The 24,293-nt window shown below is 57.9% G+C and carries 19 protein-coding genes; 12 read left to right on the top strand and 7 right to left on the bottom strand.

What is annotated here, in order from left to right:
- Positions 1-15: 15 nt before the first annotated feature.
- From GVI59_RS10475 to GVI59_RS18795, 5 genes are all read left to right on the top strand, one after another.
- Positions 16-1,053 (top strand): ATP-binding cassette domain-containing protein, encoded by a 1,038-nt coding sequence (locus tag GVI59_RS10475; protein WP_173574230.1) that lies wholly within the window; start codon positions 16-18, stop codon positions 1,051-1,053.
- The gene (locus GVI59_RS10470; RefSeq protein WP_173574229.1) at positions 1,050-3,041 is read left to right on the top strand and encodes an ABC transporter permease; all 1,992 of its coding nucleotides are present in this window, start codon (positions 1,050-1,052) and stop codon (positions 3,039-3,041) included. Before GVI59_RS10475 ends, GVI59_RS10470 begins: the two co-directional genes overlap by 4 nt.
- 178 nt (positions 3,042-3,219) lie before the next feature.
- Entirely contained in the window at positions 3,220-4,647 is a 1,428-nt protein-coding gene (locus tag GVI59_RS10465; protein ID WP_173574228.1) for an ethanolamine ammonia-lyase reactivating factor EutA, read from the top strand.
- Between the two features lie 26 nt (positions 4,648-4,673).
- On the top strand, positions 4,674-6,887 hold the full coding sequence (eutB, locus tag GVI59_RS10460; protein ID WP_173574227.1) for an ethanolamine ammonia-lyase subunit EutB: 2,214 nt from the start codon (positions 4,674-4,676) through the stop codon (positions 6,885-6,887).
- A gap of 36 nt (positions 6,888-6,923) precedes the next feature.
- Positions 6,924-7,961 carry a helix-turn-helix transcriptional regulator gene (locus GVI59_RS18795; RefSeq protein ID WP_198912154.1) on the top strand — a complete coding sequence of 346 codons (1,038 nt, stop codon included), beginning with the start codon at positions 6,924-6,926 and terminating at the stop codon, positions 7,959-7,961.
- 198 nt (positions 7,962-8,159) lie between these two features.
- Here GVI59_RS18795 and folD read toward each other — a convergent pair whose 3' ends face one another.
- From folD to GVI59_RS10425, 6 genes are read right to left on the bottom strand one after another with little or no spacing between them, the layout of a single operon-like run.
- Complete coding sequence (gene folD / locus GVI59_RS10450) at positions 8,160-9,050, bottom strand: bifunctional methylenetetrahydrofolate dehydrogenase/methenyltetrahydrofolate cyclohydrolase FolD (RefSeq protein WP_173574226.1); 891 nt, start codon at positions 9,048-9,050, stop codon at positions 8,160-8,162.
- 22 nt (positions 9,051-9,072) lie between these two features.
- Positions 9,073-9,951: a formyltetrahydrofolate deformylase gene (purU, locus tag GVI59_RS10445; RefSeq protein ID WP_173574225.1), complete on the bottom strand. Its 879-nt coding sequence runs from the start codon at positions 9,949-9,951 to the stop codon at positions 9,073-9,075.
- The gene (locus tag GVI59_RS10440; protein ID WP_173574224.1) at positions 9,948-10,541 is read right to left on the bottom strand and encodes a sarcosine oxidase subunit gamma; all 594 of its coding nucleotides are present in this window, start codon (positions 10,539-10,541) and stop codon (positions 9,948-9,950) included. Before GVI59_RS10440 ends, purU begins: the two co-directional genes overlap by 4 nt.
- Positions 10,534-13,539 carry a sarcosine oxidase subunit alpha family protein gene (locus GVI59_RS10435; RefSeq protein WP_173574223.1) on the bottom strand — a complete coding sequence of 1,002 codons (3,006 nt, stop codon included), beginning with the start codon at positions 13,537-13,539 and terminating at the stop codon, positions 10,534-10,536. The genes GVI59_RS10440 and GVI59_RS10435 overlap by 8 nt, the downstream gene beginning before the upstream one ends.
- Positions 13,536-13,835 carry a sarcosine oxidase subunit delta gene (locus GVI59_RS10430; RefSeq protein ID WP_173574222.1) on the bottom strand — a complete coding sequence of 100 codons (300 nt, stop codon included), beginning with the start codon at positions 13,833-13,835 and terminating at the stop codon, positions 13,536-13,538. Before GVI59_RS10430 ends, GVI59_RS10435 begins: the two co-directional genes overlap by 4 nt.
- 7 nt (positions 13,836-13,842) lie before the next feature.
- On the bottom strand, positions 13,843-15,102 hold the full coding sequence (locus GVI59_RS10425; RefSeq protein ID WP_173574221.1) for a sarcosine oxidase subunit beta family protein: 1,260 nt from the start codon (positions 15,100-15,102) through the stop codon (positions 13,843-13,845).
- Positions 15,103-15,182: 80 nt separating this feature from the next.
- On the opposite strand from GVI59_RS10425, the gene GVI59_RS10420 reads away from it, so the two are divergent.
- The 7 genes from GVI59_RS10420 to GVI59_RS10390 all read left to right on the top strand — a co-directional run bounded on the left by GVI59_RS10420 (position 15,183) and on the right by GVI59_RS10390 (position 22,832).
- Positions 15,183-16,151: a LysR family transcriptional regulator gene (locus GVI59_RS10420; RefSeq protein ID WP_173574220.1), complete on the top strand. Its 969-nt coding sequence runs from the start codon at positions 15,183-15,185 to the stop codon at positions 16,149-16,151.
- Positions 16,152-16,187: 36 nt separating this feature from the next.
- Complete coding sequence (locus GVI59_RS10415; protein WP_173574219.1) at positions 16,188-16,853, top strand: helix-turn-helix domain-containing protein; 666 nt, start codon at positions 16,188-16,190, stop codon at positions 16,851-16,853.
- A gap of 107 nt (positions 16,854-16,960) precedes the next feature.
- Entirely contained in the window at positions 16,961-17,860 is a 900-nt protein-coding gene (locus GVI59_RS10410) for a class II glutamine amidotransferase (RefSeq protein WP_173574218.1), read from the top strand.
- Positions 17,857-18,552, top strand: coding sequence for a GltB/FmdC/FwdC-like GXGXG domain-containing protein (locus GVI59_RS10405; RefSeq protein ID WP_173574217.1), 696 nt, complete (start codon positions 17,857-17,859; stop codon positions 18,550-18,552). The genes GVI59_RS10410 and GVI59_RS10405 overlap by 4 nt, the downstream gene beginning before the upstream one ends.
- A gap of 7 nt (positions 18,553-18,559) precedes the next feature.
- Entirely contained in the window at positions 18,560-19,897 is a 1,338-nt protein-coding gene (locus GVI59_RS10400) for an FMN-binding glutamate synthase family protein (RefSeq protein ID WP_173574216.1), read from the top strand.
- Between the two features lie 67 nt (positions 19,898-19,964).
- The gene (gene glnT / locus GVI59_RS10395) at positions 19,965-21,284 is read left to right on the top strand and encodes a type III glutamate--ammonia ligase (protein ID WP_173574215.1); all 1,320 of its coding nucleotides are present in this window, start codon (positions 19,965-19,967) and stop codon (positions 21,282-21,284) included.
- A 243-nt stretch (positions 21,285-21,527) separates the two neighbouring features.
- Positions 21,528-22,832 (top strand): ammonium transporter, encoded by a 1,305-nt coding sequence (locus GVI59_RS10390; RefSeq protein ID WP_173574214.1) that lies wholly within the window; start codon positions 21,528-21,530, stop codon positions 22,830-22,832.
- A gap of 97 nt (positions 22,833-22,929) precedes the next feature.
- Here GVI59_RS10390 and GVI59_RS10385 read toward each other — a convergent pair whose 3' ends face one another.
- Entirely contained in the window at positions 22,930-24,252 is a 1,323-nt protein-coding gene (locus GVI59_RS10385) for an NAD(P)/FAD-dependent oxidoreductase (protein WP_338422092.1), read from the bottom strand.
- Positions 24,253-24,293: the final 41 nt, after the last annotated feature.

Below are 24,293 nucleotides of genomic sequence, written 5' to 3'. Positions count from 1 at the left end.
CAGAAGAGAGACCTGATGCAGCATCCCGTACTGGCTTGCCGGAAAGTCAGCCGACTCTATGGCGCACGCGCATCCGAATTCGTCACAGACGGCCATCTGACCACCGACAATGTGCAGACGCTTCAGGAAGCTGGCATTACACCTGCGATCTTCAATGTCGATCTCGATATTGAACGGGGCAAGACCTTTGTCATCATGGGCCTGTCCGGCTCCGGGAAATCGACCCTTTTACGCTGCCTGGCCGGTCTCACGCCTCCTTCGGCCGGAAAGATCCTCTTTGAAAGCAAGAATCTTTTCGAATTTTCCGAAGCTGATCTGATCCAGATCCACCGTCACCAGATGGGGATGGTCTTCCAGCATTTCGCGCTGTTGCCACACCTTACGGTGCTCGGCAACGTTGCTTTTCCGCTGGAAATTCAGGGGCGACCGCGCGCGGAACGTGAGGAAATCGCACAGCGGATGATCCGTCTGGTCGGGCTTGAGGGCCGCGAACACCGTTTTCCCGCCCAGCTGTCGGGCGGGCAGCAGCAGCGTGTCGGTATTGCCCGCTCTCTCGCTGGCGATCCTGACGTGTGGTTCCTTGATGAACCGTTCTCCGCCCTCGACCCCTTGATCCGCCGCGAAATGCAGGCCGAGGTCATACGTCTTCAGGGCATGCTGAAAAAAACCATTGTTTTTATCACGCATGATTTCGAAGAAGCTGTACGCGTTGCGGATCGCATCGCCATCATGAAAGACGGACAGGTCGAACAGGTCGGCACGGCGGAAGAACTGCTTGTCAGCCCCGCCACAGATTACGTGCGCGCCTTCACGCGGGACGCGCCACGCGCCCATATTCTTACTGCCCGATCCATCATGACAACGTCTCCTTCCGCTGGCCCCTTTGGCGGTGAAGTCAATGCGACAGACCGGGTCATCTCCTTTGCACGCGAGCTTGATGCCTCCTCCCTTCCGCTTGCTGTCATTGAAAACAATGAAATCATTGGCGCCATCGACCGGACCATGCTGCTCGACATCCTCATCGGCCCCGAGACACAGGCTGTCGGCGCATGAAGAAAGCGTCTGCTCTCCCTGCCGGTGTCGTTTTCGGCAAACCGGTCAATCTGCGCCATCTGCCGTGGCTGATCATCGTCATTCTGAGCGTCATTCTGGCTGAACTGCCACGCACCGTGTTTCCACGCTGGGTGCAGAAATATCCAACCGGATGGCGTCTGTCGCTGGCGGACTGGATTTCCGCCTTCATGCACTGGCTGACAGTGGATGCGCATCTGGGACCGCTGACCGTGTCCGGTTTCACCCGCGCACTCTCGTTTCTCCTTGATCTGCCGCTGCAACTGGCCTCCATGGTGCTGGCGACCGGCGTCCTGAAAGGTCAGGGGTCTGAGGCCGTGATGCTGTTTCCGCCCGTGCCATGGTTCGCTCTGATCATAGCTATCGCGGCCCTGTCATGGACACTACGCGGGTGGCGTCTCGCCGTCGGTATGACGATCGGTTTTCTCTATCTCGCAGTCTTCGGGCAATGGACCAGCGCCATGGTCACACTCGCCTCCGTGCTGGTGGCGGCCCTGCTGAGCGCTGCGGGCGGTCTCGCGCTCGGGCTTCTGTGCGTCCGTTCGGCCACCTTTGGTCGCCTTCTTTCCCCGTTGCTCGACGTGGCGCAGACGATGCCCGTCTTCGCCTACCTCCTGCCGATGCTGATCCTCTTCGGTTTCGGCCCCGTCTCCGCCATGATCGCCACCGTGATCTATGCCATCCCGCCGATGGTCCGTGTCACGGTGGTCGCCATTCAGGGCGTCCCTGACGAGTTGCGTTCGCTCGGCAGCATGACGGGCTGCACCCGTCGCCAGATGACATGGCGTATCCTGCTGCCAACTGCGCTTCCCGGGCTGATGGTGGGCGTCAATCAGGTTATCATGCTGTCACTCAACGTCGTGATCATTGCCTCGATGATCGGCGCCGGCGGTCTTGGCTGGGACGTGCTTGGCGCCCTCCGCCGCCTCGATATCGGTGGCGGACTGGAAGCCGGGCTGGCGATCACCGTTCTGGCCGTCATGCTCGACCGTTTCGCGCAGGCGCTCGTGCCGGACGCACGCCGTAGCGGTCCGAGCGGTTCACGCTCCCATCATAGAGTGATCGCGGGAGCCCTCGCTCTGGCGGGACTGCTGTGGATTGCCGCCGCCCTCTGGCCTGCGATCGCGCATTATCCCGAGAGCGCACGCCTCTCGACCGGCCCGTTCTGGAATGACCTGGTTTCCTGGATCAATATCCACTTTCACGATCCACTCGACGTGATCAAGACCTTCATGCTGCTGCACGTCCTCATGCCGGTAAAACGCTTCATGCTCGCCCTGCCCTGGCCATGGGTCGTGACGGTCGTAACGCTGGCCGGACTGTGGATGGGGGGCATCCGTCTCGCCCTGACCGTGGGCCTCATGTGCGGCTTCATGGCTGTCGTGGGACTGTGGCAACCGGCGATGATCACACTCTATCTCTGCGGCGTATCGGTCGTGATCGCCATGCTGCTCGGGGTACCTGTGGGAGTTATCGCCACACAGCGTCCATGGCTGATGAAAAGCGTGGAAGTGTTCATAGACACGCTCCAGACTCTCCCGGCCTTCGTGTATCTCATCCCCATCGTCATGCTGTTTCGTGTCGGCGATTTTACGGCGATGATCGGTATCGTGCTCTACGCCATCGCTCCCGCCATCCGCTACACGGCGCACGGGATCAGTCATGTGCCGGAGTCCCTTATCGAAGCCGGCACAATGACCGGCTGCACACGCGGGCAGATTCTCAGACGCATCCGCCTGCCTCATGCCCTTCCCGACATGCTTCTGGGCCTCAACCAGACGATCCTTCTCGCTCTTTCGATGCTGGTCATCACGGCGCTTGTCGGCACACGCGATCTTGGGCAGGTCACTTACGCCGCCCTTTCCAAGGCGGATGTCGGACAGGGTGTCGTGGCCGGCCTGTGCGTGGCGTTCATCGGCATGATTTCCGACCGTTTCATCAGACAGGCGATCCGGCAGCCCGGCTCATAAGCTCTTCTGAAAGAATGATCTTTACACCTGCTTTTTCCGCCCCCCGTTACAGGATGCCGAAAAGGCTGAAGTATATTGAATATATTATAATCATCATGAATATCACGATGAATTTTCATTGCAGAACAACAATGATGATTCTATTGTTTCCGCTACTGACAGGTGCAGGGGCCAGAGCATGACCTTGGCCGGAGACACAGTCCTTCTCGCAGGCTTCGATTTCGGTTCGACAACCAGTCGGGCGATGGCCGCGCACGCGCGTCTTTCCCTGAATTGCGTCACCGGTCGCATGGAATTTACCCAACCCGAACTCTGCTACCGTTCGGAAGCCTGTTTCACTCCTTTTCGGAACGATCAGCAGCTCGACATCGAAGCAATCGGCGCATTGCTCGATGGCTGGCTGGACGCCATCACGCCTGCTCGTGACAGCATCTTTTCGGGCGGCGCGATCGTGACAGGACTCGCTGCACGACAGGACAACGCCGCCGCTCTGACAGAAGCCGTGGAATCCCGCATTGGCGCGGCAGTAGTGGCCACGGCGCGCGACCCCATGCTGGAATCCTGGCTCGCCTTCATGGGCGGATGCGCCGAACTGTCGCGGCACCACACCAATACCGGCGTGCTCAATCTCGATATCGGCGGCGGCACAACCAACGCAGCGCTGGGCATGAACGGACAGGTTATGGCGGCGGGCTGCCACTATATCGGCGCTCGCCACTTCCAGTTCGGCAGCGATGGCATCACGCTCACGACACTCTCGCCCTTTGGAAAAGCCCTGTGTGATGAAATCGGTTTATCGCTTGTACCCGGCGATACTGTTTCCGAACAGGATATCGAGCGCATCACGCACTGGTATGTCCGTGCGCTGGAAGACATCGCCCAGGGATCACGCGCCAGTTTCAGCAGCGTCTGCGGAGCACTCCACGAAGACTGCCCGTTCACCCCATCCGTGCCCTCTTCCACCCTGCTGACCTTTTCCGGCGGCGTCGGAGAAATGATCTACGCCGTCCTGAACGGACAGGATCTGCCGCCACGCGCCCTTTATGGAGATCTCGGGGTCGATCTGGCGCGTGGGATCATGGCGTCTCCTCTTCTTTCCCGTGATCTGCATCGGGCCGTTCCGGCCAATCAGGGACGTGCCACCGTTTACGGCCTGACCATGCACAGCACCGACATCTCAGGCGCGACAGTCTTTCACTCCGATAAGATTGGCCTGCCACTACGGGATCTCCCGATCCTCGGCACGTTTGACATGCAGACCCCTGTCAGTCGGCTGAACAACCTTCTCACTATCGCTCGCAGACATCCTGCCGGCGTGTGCCTGCGACTGGCCAGCGACACGCCCCCGAATCTCGCAACCATCCGCGTGACAGGAGAGCGCATCGCGACCGCGCTGGAAGAAGTCCGGCTGCCGTCCGAACTCCCGCTGATCATCCTGACCGATCACAATATCGGCCACACGCTGGGCAGTTACATCACCCGCTGGGGCACGCTGCCCGTCAACCTGATGGTCCTTGATGAAGTGCCGGTCCGCGACGCCCGTTTCGTACGCATCGGGCTGCCGCACAACATCGTCTTTCCTGTGTCCTTCTACGGCATGAGCTGACCGAACCGATAATGGAGAATGTTCCCATGGCTCATCTGACTTCTCTCGCGGACATTGTGGTGCCAGCGCCCCTTCCCGATGAGGACTACACAATCAGCCTCATGGATCGCGCCTTCACCTTTCATGGGCTGAAGGCGCTGCTGGGCGCTGCTGACGTCTCCAAGGCCGGTGATCGCATGGCCGCCCTGACCGCGGCGGATGAAATGACCCGGGAGGCCGCCCGCGCCATCCTCTCCGGTCTCACGCTGCAGCATCTTCATGACCGCCCACTCACCACCACCGATGGACGCGTAGATGCCATCATGCGGGTCAATTACGACATTGACCGGGAAGCGTTCGGAACCATCGCCTCGCTGACCGTGGGCGAACTGAAGGATCTGCTGCTGCGGGCTCCTGCTGCCGAAGTGCGTCGTCTGGGACGTGGCCTGACCGGAGTGATGGCGGCCGCTCTCGCCAAACTGATGGACGTGCATGAACTGATCCTCGTGGCGCGCAAGGCCAAGTGTTCGGCGCGGGCACGCACTCTGGTCGGCGCACAGGGAACCCTGTCCTCACGCCTTCAGCCCAACCATCCGACCGACGATCTCTCCTGCGTATCCGCGCTTGTCTATACGGGTCTCTCCATGGGATCGGGTGACGCGCTGCTGGGCATCAACCCTTCCATCGACACCGTCGAGAACGTGACGGCACTGCTGACCCATCTTGACCGCCTCCGCCACGAGACCGGAGCGCCGACCCAGATCTGCGTTCTGGCGCATATGAAGACCCAGATGGCCAGTCTGCAGGATGGCGCACCTGTGGAAATCCTGTTCCAGAGTCTGGCAGGCACCGAACGCACTCTGACGGACGAGTTCGACGTAACCGTCGATCTGCTTGATGAAGCCTATGATCTGATGGCCAAACAGGGACCGCTGCGTGAAACCGCCAGTCAGTTCATGTATTTCGAGACCGGACAGGGCAGCGAGCTGACCTACGCCAAGCATGAAGGCATGGACATGACCACCTGCGAGGCGCTGTGTTACGGCCTCGCCCGCCGGTATGACCCCTTCATGGTCAACAATGTGACCGGCTTCATCGGCCCGGAGACCCATCTCGATAATGTCGAGATGATTCTTTCAAACTTGCAGGATCACTTCATGGGCAAACTGATGGGGCTGCCGATGGGCATGGCCCCCTGTTACACCATGCATTCCGACATCTCGATCGAAGGCCATCAGATCGCCACCGAACTGCTGGCCGCCGCCGGGGCGAACTACTTCATGGACGTGTTCCTGACGGTCGATCGCATGCTCGCCTATTTCGACACGTCCGGTCACGACGACCAGACGCTTCGTGAAATTCACAATGCGCGACCGGCGGCGGAGTATCTCGCATGGGCGAAAACGCGCGGTATTTTCACGGAGACAGAAGACGGCACGATCGAACGTGGACCGAACTGGGGCAATCCCCGCATCTTCTGTGGTTCGGAGTCCGAATTTGACCGTCTCCTGGAGCGTGTTCCTGCTGCTTACGGCTTTGAGTCCGCCGGTCCGAGACCAGCCAATCACGTCTCACGTGAGATCCGCGCCAATCTCGCCATCGGACGTCAGGCCATCGCGGCCGAACTTGACGAAGCGCGCCTGCCCGACCTGACATTCCGGCGTCTGAAAACCTGCGCACCTGACAAACAGGCCCATCTCGGCAACCCCGATATCGGCGCCTACCTCGACGAAGAGTGCATCGCCAGCCTCGCTCCGGAAGGCATGGACGTGCAGGTTGTCGTCTCCGACGGGCTGAGCGCCGAGGCCATTCATCACAATATTCCTGATCTTCTGCCCGTATTGCTGGATGGTCTGCGTGCACATGGTCTGTCTGTCGGACAGCCCATCCTTCTCCCTTTTGGTCGGGTGAAAGTCGCAGAAGCCGTTGGCGAATTGCTGGAACCGAAACTCGTCATCAGTCTGATCGGAGAGCGTCCGGGTGGAGACGCCCGCGCCTCACGCAGCATGTCAGCCTACTTCGCCTACCGGCTTGCAGATGACGAGGTTCTTTCAAAAGCACGCGCTTATAGCGGCAACAGTGACATGAGCTATGAATATTCCGTCATCTCGAACATCTATGACGGCGGCCTGCCGCCTCTGGAGGCAGGAAGCGTGATTGCGGAAAAAGCCGTGCGTATCCTGAAAGCGTGCGCCGCTGGCAACCGTCTGGAAACCATGAAGACTTCAGCACCACGTGAGCCTGTCCTGTCTGAAGCATAGCCGGTCCTCTGCTGGCTGGCACAAGGAGAAAGCGTCATGGCAACGCCTTTGGAAAATGCGGGAGAAAATACAACACTTCCAGCAAGCTGGCTGGCCGCCACTGGAGATGCCGCCGCCCAGATCGGACAACCGGATTTTCACACGCAACTGCTCGGCCTGCTGGCTTCTCTCATTCCCAATCAGGCTGCATGGGTCATTGCCTATGCGCCGGGCGTGCTGCCACACGTCCTCCACACAAATGATGTCGCATCCAGCGTGACGACCGATTACAACGCCACGTTCAGATGCTTTGACCCATTCTGGCATCTCTGGCGGCGTCAGACACAGGCCCCAGCCGTTACCCTTTCCACGCTTGATTCATCCATAAAGCCGGATGAATACACAAGAATTTTCCAGAAGAAACATGAGTTCTCGGATGAGCTCGGATTGCTTCTTCCGGTACAGAACAATGCCTGTGTGATGCTGTTTCTCCAGAAAGAAGAAAATCTTTTCACAAGTGAGGAGTTGCGCCTCGCCCATCTTGTCCAGCCGCTTTTCAACGGTCTGCACCGTGCTCATGTCTCGCAGACTCTTCGTCGTTTCAGCAGCGATATTCATGAAGGTTTCAGTTCGACATGCGGCTCACTGGTCCTCGACCGGCACGGCAACCGTCTTTATGGCAATGCCGCCTGGCAGGAAGCGGAGACACGCCACGGTCCCGCTCTGCTGCACGCCATTTACAAACTGTTGGGCGCATCCGGCCAGACCAGTCATACGGAACCGGAGCAGTTTGTATTACGTCTTGTGGCGCTCCCCGAAGACTGCATGCTTGCGCCGGGAGGTCGTCTGCTGGTTTTCAGCCCAATTCACTCTCCTACAACGTCCGATGATCTGCCTCATAAGGCCCTGAATCTGACACCGCGTGAACGTGAACTTCTACAACTGATCCTTCAGGGGCGTTGCACAGGGGAAATCGCCCAGCATCTGGGGATCAGCAAGGGCACCGTCAAAAACCACCGGCTCCGCCTGTATCGCAAGGCCGGCGTGACTTCCGAACGGGCGCTTATCAATCTTTCCCGTTCCATAAACGGCTGAAAGGAAAGGCTGGATCAAAAAATTATTTGTCTACCCCACATTTCTCTCTGATCTGATAAAGTTTTGGGGTTTTTGCAAAAGAACAGGAAACATCCCTCACTGCAGCCAGATAGTTTCAGAAATGCGTAATATCGGCCAAAATCAATTCATTCTTTAAAACCCTGCATTTCATGCTATTGTTTTTCACCAGACCCTATCTCATTCAATCACAACAGCCCCTGTCGCAAACTGCCTTGCCGCCTGAAGTGTATTTTGCAAAAGACAGGCGATGGTCATCGGACCCACACCACCGGGAACCGGTGTGATCGCGGCCGCACGCGAACTCACTTCGTCGAACGCCACATCGCCCACCAGCCGTGATCCCGATCCTGTCTCCACGCGGTTGATGCCGACATCAATGACGATCGCGCCGTCCTTCACCCAGTCGCCGCGCACCAGTCCCGCGTGACCCGCAGCAACGACAATGATATCGGCCCGACGCGTTTCTGCGGCGACATCACGTGTTTTCAGATGTGTGACCGTCACGGTGCAACCTGCCTGCTGAAGCAGACGCGCCATGGGACGCCCCACAATGTTCGAGCAACCAATGACCACGGCATGTAAACCGGCCAGGTTCGGCACAACGGAACGCAGCAGCATCATGCACCCCATGGGTGTGCATGGAATAAACCCGTCCTGTCGACCGACCGCCAGACGGCCTGCATTGACGATATGAAAACCGTCAACATCCTTCTCAGGATTTATCGCATCCAGAATAGCGTCCCGATCGATCTGCTCAGGAAGCGGAAGCTGCACAAGAATACCGTGCACCGACTGATCGGCGTTCAGTCCTGCAATCAGATCGAGCAGTTCATCCTGTGTCGTGCTTTGCGGCAGATGATGAGACACCGAGCGCATCGCAGCTTCTTCCGTCGCCCGCACCTTGTTGCGAACATACACGGCGCTGGCAGGATCTTCCCCCACCATCACCACCGCCAATGTGGGCAGCACGCCATGCCGAGCATGTAATCCCTGCGCCTGATCACGAATGTCGTGACGCAATCTGCGAGCGAAGGCCTTGCCATCAATCAACTTGGCATCTGACACCATAACAGGACTCTCTCCGTATCCGTCAGGAGTTGAACACGATGGTTTTATTTCCATTGAGGATGGTCCGCATCTCGATGTGATACCGCACGGCCCGGGACAGAACCCGGCGCTCGATGTCACGTCCCTTGCGGATCAGGTCCTCCGGGCTGTCGGCGTGCGAGATGCGCTCCACATCCTGTTCAATGATCGGACCTTCATCAAGATCGCTGGTCACGTAATGCGCTGTCGCACCAATCAGCTTTACGCCCCTGTTCCACGCCTGATGGTAGGGACGTGCGCCCTTGAAGCCCGGCAGGAACGAATGATGGATGTTGATGCAGCGTCCTGAAAAGGCCGACGCCATATCATTGGACAGAATCTGCATGTAGCGCGCCAGCACGACCAGTTCCGTCTGGCTCTCCTGAACAAGCGAGAGAATGCGGGCTTCCTGCTCGGTCTTCGTATCTTTCGTGATTGGCAGATAATGGAAGGGGATGCCGTAGAAATCGACATCCCGGTAGATTTCTTCAGGATGATTGGCGATGATCCCGACAGGATCGATCTGAAGCTCGCCGATCCGCCAGCGATACAGAAGATCTACAAGGCAGTGATCGAATTTCGACACAAGGATCATGACCTTGGGCCGATATGACTGGCAGTTCAGGCGATATTTCATCTGAAACTGGCTCGTCAGCGTCTCGACAATCCCGCGAAGATCGGCCTCCGTGCGGCCACCTTTCACGATATCAAACATGATGCGCATGAAGAAGCTGCCGCTGCCCGTATCATCGAACTGCTGCGCTTCAGTGATATTCGCCCCTGCTTCAAACAGGGTCTGGCTCAGGGCCGCCACGATGCCCGGGCGGTTCGGACAGCTCAGCGTCAGGATGTAGCCTTTGGCGTCAGGAGAGAGCGTTGTCATACACAGGAATCCGTTTCTGAATAGGAAAGACCGTTCAGGGCGACAGAAAAGTCATGGAACAGGCTTGCAGCGAGGCTCCGGAAGACAAGGAAAAGATAAGTTGGCGCATCCTCTGTTTGCCATATGATGACCGGGATATGCCCGGCCAGTGTGGACGCGACATGGTCCTTGCCGAACACTCTCGGATGCAGATCAATTGGCACAAGCCGTGATGCCACCTCCCGGACATTCGGACCGGACAATTTCAGGATGGCGCGGCTGTCGCTCTGTGATGTCAGCGCACAGACATCGCCACAGACTTCACGGAGGCGGGACAGCAGGCCCAAGCCTTCTACCGCGATGGCCAGCCACTGGCCGGGCCCGTTCCAGAGAAAGGTGCATCGACCATCCGCCGCATGCACTGCACGAGGATGTTCAGGAAGAATGACCCCGAACATCTCGTGAATTCTGTTGACAAGTTCATCCCGCCCCGCGCCCAAAAAGGCGCCCAGACTGACAGTCTCGGCGAACGGGGACTGCTCGAGCGTCATGCCGCCCACTCGTAAGGAACCGTATTTTACAGGCGGCACGGGGAACAACTGATCAGCCATGGAGACGCTCTCCTTTGGGATCGACAAACACCGGATCGACGATGCGGGCCGCAATGATCGTTCCGGCAAGCAGATTATGAACCGACACAATCTCGCCCTTACGGGCAGGACCATTGGTCAGGAAACCAAGACCAATCCACGATCCGACACTGGGTGACCAGGCGACCGAAGACAGCCACCCCTGATCCGAGGTCGCCGTGGCGGAAGCCCCCTGCGGCAGAAGATGTGAGCCTGCGACCAGCATGTCTTCGGGATTGACCGGCTGAATGCCGATCAGTGTGGGGCGGGCTGGATCCGTGAGTGCTGGCCGCTGCGCCATCCGGCTGCCGATAAAGTCTTTCTTCGTGGAGAGCAGACGTCCCATGCCCAGATCATGCGCCGTAGTCTGACCATTCAGCTCCGGTCCGGCGGGATGCCCCTTTTCGATACGGAGCACGCCGAGCGCCTCCGTGCCATAAGGCGCAATCCCGAACGGTTCCCCCACCTTCATCAACAGTCGCGCCAGAGCATCGCCATAGCGGGCGGGGACGGCCAGCTCATAAGCCAGCTCGCCTGAGAAAGAGAGGCGGAACAGACGGGCGGCCACGCCACCGCAGACGGTCAGTTCCGCAGCCGCCATGTAGGGGAAGGCTTCGTTGGAAAGATCGAAGGACGCATCGACAATCTTTTCCAGAACGGCACGCGATTTCGGCCCGGCCACGGCGATCTGCGCCCATTCGTCCGTCACCGAGATGAACTGCACATCAAGCTCCGGCCACAACCACTGATGACAGAACTCAAGATGAGCCATCACGCCGCCCGCATTCGCGGTCGTGGTCGTCATCACATAGTGATTTTCGCCCAGACGGGCCGTGGTCCCGTCATCATAGGCGAACCCGTCCTCCCGCAGCATCAGCCCGTATCGGACCCGTCCGACAGCCAGTTTCAGCCACGCATTGACGTAGATACGATTGAGAAATTCCGCTGCATCCGGCCCCTGAATGTCGATTTTTCCCAGTGTGGTAACGTCGCAGAAACCGACGGCCTCACGCACCGTGCGCACTTCGCGGCTGACCGTTTCCAGCCAGTCCGTTTCACCGGAACGCGGGAACCACTGCGCGCGCATCCACAGTCCGTTCGCCGTGAAGACCGCCCCCTGCTCTTCCGCCCATTGGTGTGTCGGTGGCAGACGAGTTGGTTTGAAATGCGTTCCCCGATGCGGGCCGGCCAGCGCCTCGATGGCGACCGGCTGAACCGGTGGCCGGATCAGAGTCGTTCCCGTCTGTGGGATAGTGCGTTCCGTGATTTCGGCAAGCAGCGCCAGAGCGTTGATATTGGAGGTCTTGCCCTGATCCGTCGCCATGCCAAGCGTCGTGTAGCGCTTGAGATGTTCGACCGAGACGAACCCTTCCCGCGCCGCCAGCGCGACATCCTTGGCCGTAACATCGTTCTGAAAATCGACGAACGCCTTGGCTTTTTTCGCAGACGGCACTCCCTTGAGCGCGTGAAACAGCGCCCGGATGGCGTACCGTGTCGGCTCAGCCTCCGGCAGCACCGGCAATGTCGCTGCAAAGCCACAGGCGACGGCGGCGCGCTGTCCGGCAACCGCGCCGTCATGAAGCGCTTCCGCCGTGTCGAACACACCGGCGGCGGCTCCTGCGGCGACCATGCCCGGCGGGAGCGTGGAGGGAAGAAACGCGCACAGATCGTCATGCCAGACAGGCCGGTTTCCCAGATGGGTAGCCAGCGCCACATTCGGCGACCAGCCTCCCGACATGGCGACAAGATCACACGCGATGGATCGGGCCTTGCCGGACGCATCCCGCACAAGAACGGCCTTTACACCGGAATGTCCGTAACAGTCGGCAATGGCCCCACCGGGGAAGAAAGCCGCCCCACATTGGCTGGCTACCTGAGCGCCACCACCCACTCCGGCGGGACGCGAGTCCACGATGGCGGCAATGGCCACGCCAGCACGGCGGAGATCCAGCGCCGTGCGCAGACCGTCATCGTTGCAGATGTACAGAACAGCTTTCCGTCCCGGCGATACGCCGAACCGGTTGAGGTAGGTGCGCACGGCCCCCGCCAGCATGACGCCCGGACGGTCATTGTTCGGGAAAACAACCGGGCGTTCGATCGCTCCCGTCGCCATCACGCATTCACGGGCAACGATCCGCCACAGCCGCTGACGCGGCTGACCGTCCTTCGGGAGCGCGACATGATCCGCAACGCGTTCCAGCGCACCATAGGTACCGCCGTCATAGGCGCCAAAAACGCAGGTGCGCGTCATCACCCGGACTTCCGGCATACCGGCAAGTTCCTGACGAACCTGTTCCGCCCACTGCCAACCGGCCTTACCATCGAGCGTCGCGCTTTCATCGCGCAGACGTCCTCCCGGCAGCGCATCCTGCTCACACAGGATCACGCGTGCGCCGGAACGACCTGCAGCCAGCGCCGCCGCAAGTCCGGCGGGACCGGAACCGACCACAAGCACATCGCAAAATGCCGTGGATTTTTCATAAAGATCGGGATCAGCCTCGTCCGCAGCCCGTCCCAGTCCGGCCGCACGGCGGATCATGGGTTCATACAGCTTTTCCCAGAAGGACGCCGGCCACATGAAGGTCTTGTAGTAGAACCCGGCTCCGAGCACGGATGTGAACAGGCCGTTCATACCCAATGCGTCGAAGGAGAGGCTGGGCCAGCGATTCTGGCTGGAGGCATTCAGCCCATCGAACAGTTCGACCACGGTGACGCGGGTATTGGGTTCCCGCCTTGCTCCGTCACGAAGTTCGACAAGAGCATTCGGTTCTTCCGGTCCTGCCGAAAGCAGACCACGGGGACGGTGATATTTGAAGGAGCGTCCGAAAAGACGCACCCCATGAGCCAGCAGAGCAGAGGCGAGCGTATCGCCGGGATGGCCGGTGTAGGTTTTGCCGTCAAAAGAAAAATGCAGGGTCTGACTGGTATCGACACCGTTGCCGCTTCTGACGCGAAAGATCTGTGCGGGAGCAGCGCTCATGCGATCTCTCCCTGACCTGCGTCCGTCTGGCGCTCTGTCAAAGCCACATCACGCGCATTGCGGACATCGAAAATCTCATGGGTCCGCGTATCACGCGTCACCACAAGCCAGGAGCGGCAGCCAGCACCGTGATACCATAACTCCTGATGACGCCCGCAGGGATTGTCACGCAGATAGACATAGTCCACCCACGCCTGCTCGCTGGCGTCCGCAGCAGGCCGCCGGACAGAGGCATCACCCCTGTAGGTAAATTCTTCAAGGCCACGGGAGCCGCAGGAAGGACAGGTCAGACGCATAGGAACCTCAATGCAGGTTGGGCTGCGCGCCCATGCCTTTTTCATCAATCACGGCACCGCGTGCAAAGCGATCCAGACGATATGCCGTCGCGACAGGATGCGGTTCATCCCGCGCCAGAAGGTGAGCGAAGCAGAGCCCCGACGCAGGTGTGGCCTTGAAGCCGCCGTAACACCATCCGGCATTCAGATAGAGGCCATCGACCGGCGTATGATCGATGATCGGGCTTCCATCCATCGACATATCCATGAGTCCACCCCAGTGACGCAGCAGCCTGACGCGACCGATCCGGGGCATCAGAGCCATGCCGCCTTCGCAGACATCCTCGATCACGGGAAGATTGCCGCGCTGGGCGTAGGAGTTGTAGCCGTCGATATCGCCACCGAAGACAAGACCACCTTTGTCGGACTGGCTGATATAGAAATGCCCGGCGCCAAACGTGACGACACAGTCGATAAAAGGCTTGAGGCCCTCACTGACGAACGCCTGCAACACATGGCTCTCGATCGGCAGCCTCAGTCCCGCCATCGCCGCGACACGCGAAGAATTTCCTGCGCAGGCCAGACCGATCTTTCCTGCGGCAATAAAGCCTTTTGTCGTCTCGATGCCGACAGCCCTGCCCTGCTCGATCCGCAGTCCCGTCATCTCGCAGTTTTCAATGATGTCCACGCCAAGACGATCCGCCGCCCGCGCGTAGCCCCATGCCACGGCGTCATGACGCACCGTGCCGCCCCGGGGCTGAAGCAGGCCACCCTTGATGGGAAAGCGCGCATCGTTGAAGTTCAGAAAAGGAATTTTCTCACGAACAGCCTCCGCATCCAGCAGCACGGCATCCGCGCCATGCAGGATCATGGAATTGCCGCGACGGATATAGGCTGCCCTCTGCGCGTCGTTATGAAAAAGGTTCAGCACGCCGCGCTGGCTGACCATTGCATTGTAGTTGATGTCCTGCTCCAGACCTTCCCAGAGCTTCATTGAACATTCGTAGAAAGGTTCGTTGCCGGGTAAAAGATAATTGGAACGCACGATTGTGGTGTTGCGACCGACATTACCGCCGCCGATCCAGCCCTTCTCCACGACAGCAATCCGTTTGCCGCCATAGCGTTTTGCAAGGTAATACGCCGTCGCCAGCCCGTGACCGCCACCGCCGACAATGATGAAATCATACGGACCAGACGGTTCAGCCTTGCGCCATGCGGGTTTCCAGCCTGTGTTCCCACGGCACGCTTCCCACAACAGGGAAAACAGGGAGTAACGGTTGGTCTGCATGATCGTCCCACGCTCTGTGCTTCATATCGTTTAGAAAACGATATGGCTTGTGACAGAATAATTTTTTCTTATAATAGGTCATGGCCATCAGAGATCTGCCTTTCGATCTTTCCTCGCTGAACGTCTTCCTTGCGGTCTGTGAAAATGGCAGCATGGCGGCGGCCGCCCGGGCATTGTCCGTGACGCAGCCAGCCATTTCCCAAACCATTTCAGAACTTGAATCCCGGCTCGGCACCAGACTGTTCGACCGCAATGTGCGCCCCCTCGCTTTGACCGCCACAGGGGTCGTCCTGCGTCAGAATGCGACCGGACTCCTTGCCGAAATGCGTCATATCGCGGTTGGCATTCAGGAAATGAAGCATGGCCGTGTTCCACAGTTACGGCTTGGCGTGGTGGATTCACTTTCCCGGGCCATTTTACCCCATCTTTCGGAATTCATGTACGAACGGGTCGGTCGTCTTGTCGTGCATGCGGGACTGACCGAATCTCACGGCACATCTCTCCTCACGCGCCAGATCGATCTCGTGATCGGTGTCGATGAAATGGAAGATGTCGCCGGTCTGGAGCGGTGGCCGCTGATCGAAGAGCCCTATCTCCTGCTATGTCCGGACAATGTTGATCCTCCCAAAACGACGGACGACATGCGTGCGCTCCTGCTCAACCACCCCTTCATCCGCTTTTCACAGCGGTCACGGACCGGTTCCGAAGTAGAGCGCTACCTGCGGCGACTACGGATAGACGTTCCCTTTCAGCAGGAATACGATCTTCCTTATGGGGTCTTCTCTGCATGTCGGGCCGGAGGCGTCGCCATCACCACCCCGCTCTGCCTGTATGAAGCCGGGTTCCGTGCCGATTCCAGCATGGTCTGCCACCCTTTGCCGGTCGGGTCTTTCCATCGCCATCTGACGCTTGTCGGACGGCGACGCGAGTTCGGGCGTCTTCCGCTTGATCTGATGCTCTATTTACGGGAGCGCCTGCACACGGGAATGACGAGGGATCTTGTTGCTCTCTTCCCTGAATTCAGCGATCAGATACGGATTCTATCCTGAGATCGATGGATCCATGTCGCTGGAGAACTGAGCTTAATGGCAACACCCCGCCGGACCTCTCAACGCAAGACAGCAGTCACCCAGACCGATGACCTTGCCACAGGGTCCTCCGCCACCCCGGCGCGCGAACTTACGCTTGAGGAATCACTGGGCGCGCAGATCAGGGAAAAACGCCGCAAGGCCGATCTGACTGGCACCGAACTTGCCAATGCAGCGGGCATCTCTCTCGGCATGCTGTCCAAGATAGAAAACGGCCAGATATCCCCATCCCTCGCCACGCTCCAGTCTGTTTCCCATGCCCTGAACATCTCGCTGAGCCAGCTGTTCGCCACGGCGGAGGAACAGCGCGACTGTTCTTTTGTGCGGTCCGGACAGGGCGTGACAATCGAACGACGCGGCACGAAGGCGGGTCATCAGTACAATCTGCTGGGACACCTGCTCAGCGGCCCGGTCGTGGTGGAGCCGTATCTCATCAGCCTGCATGAAGGCGCTGAGCCCTACGTCAGTTTTCGTCACGATGGAATCGAGGTGATCTACATGCTGACCGGCCGCCTGATCTATCGGCATGGAGACCAGACCTACGAAATGGGTCCAGGCGACACACTGATGTTCGACAGTCAGGCTCCCCACGGTCCTGAAAAATTTCTCACAGGATCAATAAGCTATCTTTCAATTATTACTTATTCACGACATACCGACTGACACAGGCAAACTTTCCTTAGAAGAAAACTTTATTCTTTTAAGTTGACAGTTTCGTACCCGTTCTGTTTAGGATCGCCATCATCAAACACTCTTCGGAGGTTTTCACGATGTGTGGCATCGTCGGTCTATTCATTAAAAACCCGGCTCTTCAGCCCGAACTGGGACGCCTGACGTCCCTCATGCTCAAGACCATGACAGAACGTGGGCCGGACAGCGCCGGTTTTGCTGTCTATGGTTCGCCGGCTTCCGGTCAGCGCAAGATGACTGTCCGTGGCATTTCAGCTGACAATATCGGCGACTTCGAATCCGGATTTCTCAAAGCAGCTGGTGGCAGCGCCAATGTCGCCAAGCATCAGGATCACGTCGTCCTGACCTATGCTTCCGATCTGGAGCCCGCCATCCGCGCCTTCGTCAACGGATTTGGACATGGCGTGCATTTCGCCTCAAGTGGTGAAAGCATCGAACTCTACAAAGGTGTCGGTCTTCCGGAAGAGGTGGCTGCCCGCTTCGATCTTGAAAAAATGCAGGGCACGCACGCCATCGGTCACACCCGCATGGCTACGGAATCCGCTGTCACCATCGCGGGTGCGCATCCCTTCTCCACCGGACCGGACCAGTGCCTCGTGCATAATGGCTCGCTTTCCAACCACAACACGCTTCGCCGTCGCCTCGTCAATGAAGGTCTGACCTTCGAGACGGAAAACGACTCTGAAGTAGCAGCAGGCTATCTCTCATGGCGTCTCTCACAGGGTGACAAACTCGATCAGGCGCTTGAATCTTCTCTGAAAGAGCTTGACGGTTTCTACACATTTGTAGTCGGAACCCGTGAAGGGTTCGCCGTTCTGCGCGATCCGGTCGCCTGCAAGCCTGCCGTCATGGCCGAGACGGACGATTACGTGGCTTTTGCCTCGGAATACCGCGCCTTCGCTGATCTGCCCGGCATTGAGAACGCCAAGGTTTTCGAGCCTGAGCCCCAGCGCGTTTATCACTGGGAGCATGCAGCATGAGCGGTGCTCGCAATACTCAGTTTTTTGATCTCGGCACATCGACCCTGCGCGAACTCAACAGCACTCTTCAGAAGGAAGGAGCCGAGGGCGCATGGGAAATCCATAACCCGGCAGGCCGCCATTCATTGGCGGTCGGACTGACAAATCCCGTTTCCGTCACCATCGACGGCCATGCCGGTTACTACGCAGCCGGCATGAATCAGCGTGCGAACGTCGTGATCAATGGCAACGCCGGACAAGGTGTCGCCGAAAACATGATGAGCGGCAGCGTGCATGTCAAAGGCAACGCCAGTTCCAGCGCGGGCGCCACTGCCCACGGTGGTCTTCTGGTCATCGACGGAGATGCCGGTGCGCGATGTGGCATTTCCATGAAAGGCGCTGACATCATCGTGCGCGGTTCCGTGGGCCACATGAGCGCCTTCATGGCCCAGAGCGGAAATCTGGTTGTGTGCGGCGACGCTGGTGAAGCGCTTGGTGACTCTCTTTATGAAACCCGTATCTTTGTCAGAGGAACAGTAAAAGGTCTTGGCGCGGACTGCGAGGAAAAGGACATGACTCCCGAAGACCTCCAGATCCTCACCGGACTGCTTTCAAAAGGTGGCATCACCGACATCAAGGCCGATGAATTCCGCCGTTATGGTTCGGCTCGCAAACTGTACCATTTCCGCGTTGACAACGCATCCGAATACTGAGGCAGCCATGACCGAAAATCATCATGACGTGACGAAGACTTTTCCAAGATATTCGGCAACATTCGACGAATTCACCATCTCGCAGATTCAGCGTGCAGCCGCAACCGGTATCTATGACATTCGTGGGGGCGGCACCAAACGCAAGCTGCCTCATTTTGACGATCTGCTGTTTCTTGGCGCGTCCATGTCGCGTTATCCGCTGGAAGGCTATCGCGAACGTTGTGGAACAGATGTTGTCCTTGGCACGCGTTTTGCAAAGAATCCCATCCACCTCAAGACACCTGTCACCATTGCAGGCATGTCTTTCGGTGCGCTTTCCGCTCAGGCCAAGGAAGCGCTGGGACGGGGCGCCAGTGCTGTAGGCACTTCCACCACAACGGGTGATGGCGGCATGACGCCGGAAGAACGAGGTCACTCCTCAACACTGGTCTACCAGTATCTTCCATCCCGTTACGGCATGAACCCTGACGATCTCCGCAAGGCGGACGCGATTGAAATCGTCGTCGGACAGGGCGCGAAACCGGGCGGTGGCGGCATGCTGCTCGGCCAGAAAATCTCGGCGCGTGTTGCAAAGATGCGTGACCTTCCCGAAGGGATTGACCAGCGCTCGGCCTGTCGCCACCCCGATTGGACCGGACCGGATGATCTTGAGATCAAGATCGAGGAAATCCGAGAAATCACCAACTGGGAAAAGCCGATTTACGTCAAGGTCGGCGCCAGCCGCCCCTATTACGACATCTCCCTTGCCGTAAAATCCGGTGCAGACGTCGTTGTGCTCGATGGCATGCAGGGCGGAACAGCCGCCACACAGGAAGTTTTCATTGAGCATGTCGGCCTGCCTATTCTGGCCGCCATCCGCCCGGCCGTGCAGGCTCTTCAGGATCTGGGGATGCACCGGAAAGTGCAGCTTATCGTCTCGGGTGGCATCCGTACCGGAGCCGATGTTGCCAAGGCGCTTGCTCTTGGCGCCGATGCCGTAGCCATCGGCACGGCGGCGCTGATCGCACTGGGCGACCAGAGCCCGGATCTCGCGGCGGAATATGCAAAACTTGGCGCAAAACCCGGCACCTATGATGACTGGCAGGATGGCCGCGATCCAGCAGGCATCACGACGCAGGATCCCGAGCTTGCCAAGCGGCTTGATCCGATCCTCGGTGGTCGTCGTATCGCAAACTATCTGTCCGTGATGACGATGGAAGCTCAGACCATCGCCCGGGCCTGCGGCAAGAGCCATCTGCACAACCTGGAACCGGAAGATCTCGTCGCCCTCAACATGGAAGCTGCCGCCATGACGCAGTTACCGCTCGCGGGGACCAACTGGTATCCCGGCAAGGCGGGTTTCTGAGGAGTTTTCACACATATGCGCCCTGCAACCGTCAATGTGGGGCCGTCAGAGGAAATGGACCACCCCTATGGCCAGTAGTCAGCAAAATACGAGTAATCTTGCAGAAATAGCCCGCGAAAAAAACATCCGTTACTTTCTCATTTCGTTTATTGATCTCCTGGGATCGCAACGAGCCAAGCTCGTTCCGGCCTCAGCCATCACCAGCACACAGAAAAATGGTGCCGGTTTCGCAGGTTTTGCCGCCTCGTTCGATATGTCTCCCGCCGATCCCGACCTCATCGCGATGGCAGACCCGGACTCCCTGATACAGTTGCCATGGAAACCGGAAGTCGCCTGGCTGGCCTCTGACCTGATCATGCATGGTGAAGCCGTTACGCAGGCACCGCGCAACACGCTCAAGCGCCTGATCGCCCGGGCCAAAAAGCATGGGATTGAAGTAAAGACCGGTGTAGAGTGTGAGTTTTTCCTGATTACCCCGGATGGGCAGCAGGTAGCGGACGAACATGATGCGTCAAGCAAACCCTGTTACGACGCTTCCGCGCTCATGCGGCGTTACGACATCATCGCAGAACTGTGTGACGCCATGCAGCATCTGGGCTGGGAGCCCTATCAGAACGATCATGAGGACGCCAACGGCCAGTTCGAGATGAACTGGAAGTATGCAGATGCGCTAACAACCGCAGATCGTCACGTCTTCTTCAAATTCATGGCGCGCGCTATTGCCGAGAAACACGGACTGCGTGCGACGTTCATGCCGAAGCCATTCATGAACCTGACCGGAAATGGCTGTCACGCTCATATTTCTCTGTGGAAAAATGGAGAAAATATCTGCTACGATCCGCACGATCCTCTGGAAATTTCCGAGAGCGGATACAATTTCGTGGGCGGCCTGATCCACAACGCCGACGCATTATGCGCAATTCTCAACCCTGTTGTAAATTCGTACAAGCGTATCAATGCGCCTCGCACCATTTCAGGCAGCACCTGGTCTCCCAATACCGTTACTTATTCGGGTGACAACCGCACTCACATGATCCGCGTGCCCGGCGGTGGCCGTTTCGAAATGCGTCTTCCCGATGGCGCCGCCAACCCCTACCTGCTTCAGGCTTCCCTCCTCGCTGCCGGACTGGATGGGATTGAAAACAAGCGTGATCCCGGAAAATCGCTCGACATCAACATGTATACGGATGGTCACAAGATCACGGATGCCAAGCGTCTGCCTTTGAACCTGCTTGACGCCATGCGCGCGCTCGACAAATCAACAGCTCTGCGCGCCATGCTGGATGATGGTCTTGTTGACCCTTACCTCAAGCTGAAAACAGCCGAATGGAACGCTCATTGCGGCCATCTGTCCGAGTGGGAGCGAATCTCGACACTCGACTGCTGATCAGCCTTCACTCTTCCAAACTTTACCACGAAACATCTTACCTGCAGCTGTACTTTCTTTCCTGTCCTGCATTTTTATTGTTGCATATCAGGAATGTTCCGTACACGAATTGAGAGGCTTTTCATCAGGTCATGAGGCTTCTCAATTTTCGTGAACACCAATGCAGTTCTCTCAACTCCTGAGCATTTCATGCATCAGGACGTCACGTCTTATTCCTTCCAGACATAGGAGCACGGACGCGCCATGCCCTTACGATCTTTCGTGTTTTTTCTGCTCTGTTCATTCCTGCTCATACCCGCGGCGTTCGCGGCAGATACGGAACCGGCTTTCAACACCGGTGACATGGCCTGGATTCTCAGCTCAACAATCTTTGTTTTTTTCATGCTTTTCCCAGGTATCTGCCTTTTTTACGGCGGCATGATACGCAAGAAAAACGTGCTGAGCATGTGCATGCAGGGTATCACCGCAGGCGCAATCATCAGTCTGATCTGGTTTATCTGCGGCTACAGCCTGATCTTTACGGCAGGCACGCCTTTCATCGGTGGCTTTGGCAAAGCGTTCATGCAGGGCGTGACTCTCACATCCTTCCTGCCAGACATTCCCAATCTACCGGAAATTGTGTTCGCCATGTTCGAACTCACTTTCATCGCCATCACGCCCGTCATCGTACTTGGCGCTACGGTTGAACGCTTCAAATTCTCCACTTCCATGGTCTTCATGGCTCTCTGGGCCATCCTGATCTACTGTCCGGTCGGTCACATGGCATGGGGACCTGATGGCTTCCTTGCTTCTACTGGCGCTCTGGATTTTGCCGGTGGTCTTGTCGTGCATGTCACAAGCGGCTCCTCTGCCCTGATCGCTTCCATCATGCTGGGACGCCGTAAATCCGACGGCATCAACAGCATGGCTCCAAGCAACATGGTCCTTACCGTGCTGGGCGGCTGTCTCCTCTGGGGTGGCTGGTTCGGCTTCAATGGCGGGTCCGCTCTGGGCGCCAACGCAACAGCCGGCATGGCGCTTCTCAACAGCCAGATCGCCGCCTGCGCCGCTCTCGTGGCATGGGTTCTGGCCGAATGGAAACTGCACGGCAAACCGAGCCTTCTCGGGGCCATTTCCGGAGCCATTGCAGGGCTCGTAATCATCACGCCGGGATGTGGCTTTGTTACACCCACGGGCGCCATGATCATGGGCGCGATCGGTGGCGTGGTGTGCCTGTGGGCCGTGAACGGGCTGAAACACCGCTTCGGATATGATGACGCTCTGGATGTCTGGGGTATCCACGGGGTCGGCGGCGGTCTTGGCGCCATTCTGACCGGTATCTTCGCTTCCTCGGCCATTGGTGGAGAAGGCAAGGACGGCCTGCTTTACGGTAACTGGAAACAGGTCATCGTACAGAGTCAGGACACCCTGCTTGTGGCCCTGTATACAATGGCGGTCACAGGAGGCCTGCTCTTCATTCTCGACAAGACCATGGGATTACGTGTTGAACCCGATGTCGAACTTGAAGGTCTTGACCTCGCGGAACACGGAGAAACCCTCCACGTCTGATTTGGTAAGGGTGATATGACAGGGCCACATCCTGAGATGTGGCCCTTCTTGTTTCAGTTCGCAAAATCTGTTTTCAGATCACCTTCGCTCTGTTCGATTATTTTTCCAATGCATCCTTTGCCCGGTACCACTGCTCAAAAAGAGGAACAGCCATCGGCGCAAATGTCTGAAAGGGATGTGAAGGAAACCGCAATCCGGTAAATTCTGAAAATCCCTCATATTTTCCGAGGAGTTGCAGAGCTATCTTGCGACCGAACCAGGTGGATCGTGACACTCCTGTTCCGCAATACCCCATCGCATAATGAATACCGTCCGGCGTACGACCCAGATGTGGAAATTCGTCGAATGTGTAACCGATGCGTCCTGACCAGGCGTGCGTGACACCTACATCCGCAATCTGCGGAAATACCTTGAGCATATCACTGGCAAGATGCGCATAGGATCGGGGATCCATCTCTCCTGCGTTTCTTCCTACACGACCGCCCCAGATGATACGCGATTCATCGGGCGCCTTACGGAAATAAGAAAAAACACGGGCGGAATTTCCGTAGACACGTCCGGACGGAAAGAGCGCATTTAACAGCTCTCTGTTCATCGGCGCTGTAGCAATAAGGGAGGATGTCACAGGCACAATCCGCTTGTGACAGAATTTATTGAAATTCTGACGATATCCGTTGGTGGCAATGATGACATTACGCGCCCACAGTGTTCCCCGATCCGTATGGACACTGAAACCCTCGGCTTCGGGCTGCACGGCTCTTACTGGCGTCTCACCGATGAGCTGTGCTCCGGCTTTTGCTGCCGCATCCGATAAGCCCGCGTGATAAAGCCCGGGATGGAGCGAAGCATCCTGCGGCAGCACCGAACCGCCAAAGAAATAATCCGTATCGATCTCTCTGTGCTGTTCCGACCGGGGGACCATAAAAGACTCGACTTGCGCATGTCGTCGCAAATCTTCCATGTCACGGGCCATGGCTTCATAATGGGAAGGTCTTACAGCACCGCGAAACCGCCCGCAGCGCACAAAGAAACACTCTATCTTCAATTCGTGGACCAGCGCATCGATATGATCGAGCATCGCAACGCCCTCACGCAGCATGGCCTCCGCTTTTTGGACACCCATCATTTCAATGAGCGTCGCCACTCTGAATTTCTGGTTACCTGATCCGACCTGACCACCGTTGCGTGTGGAAGCACCAAAGCCCAGACGCCCTGCCTCGAGAACAGTCACCGAGCGACCTTCTCGAGCCAGTGTCAAAGCCGCCGACAACCCGGTAAAACCCGACCCGACAACAGCCACATCAGTTTTTTCAGGAATCTGTTCGGGGCCCTCAGCCTCCTGCGGCAGAGATCGCCACCAGTAAGGCTCCATGGCAAGATCGGTAACATGCTCTTGTGCCAGATCTGCCAACGTGGTCACGTTTTTTTGCACTTCCCTGATTCCCGCAACAGCAGCAATTT

It is taken from the genome of Acetobacter sicerae (genome assembly GCF_011516765.1).
GTDB classification, from domain to species: Bacteria; Pseudomonadota; Alphaproteobacteria; order Acetobacterales; family Acetobacteraceae; genus Acetobacter; species Acetobacter sicerae.
This window is presented reverse-complemented; position numbering and strand designations above follow the sequence as displayed.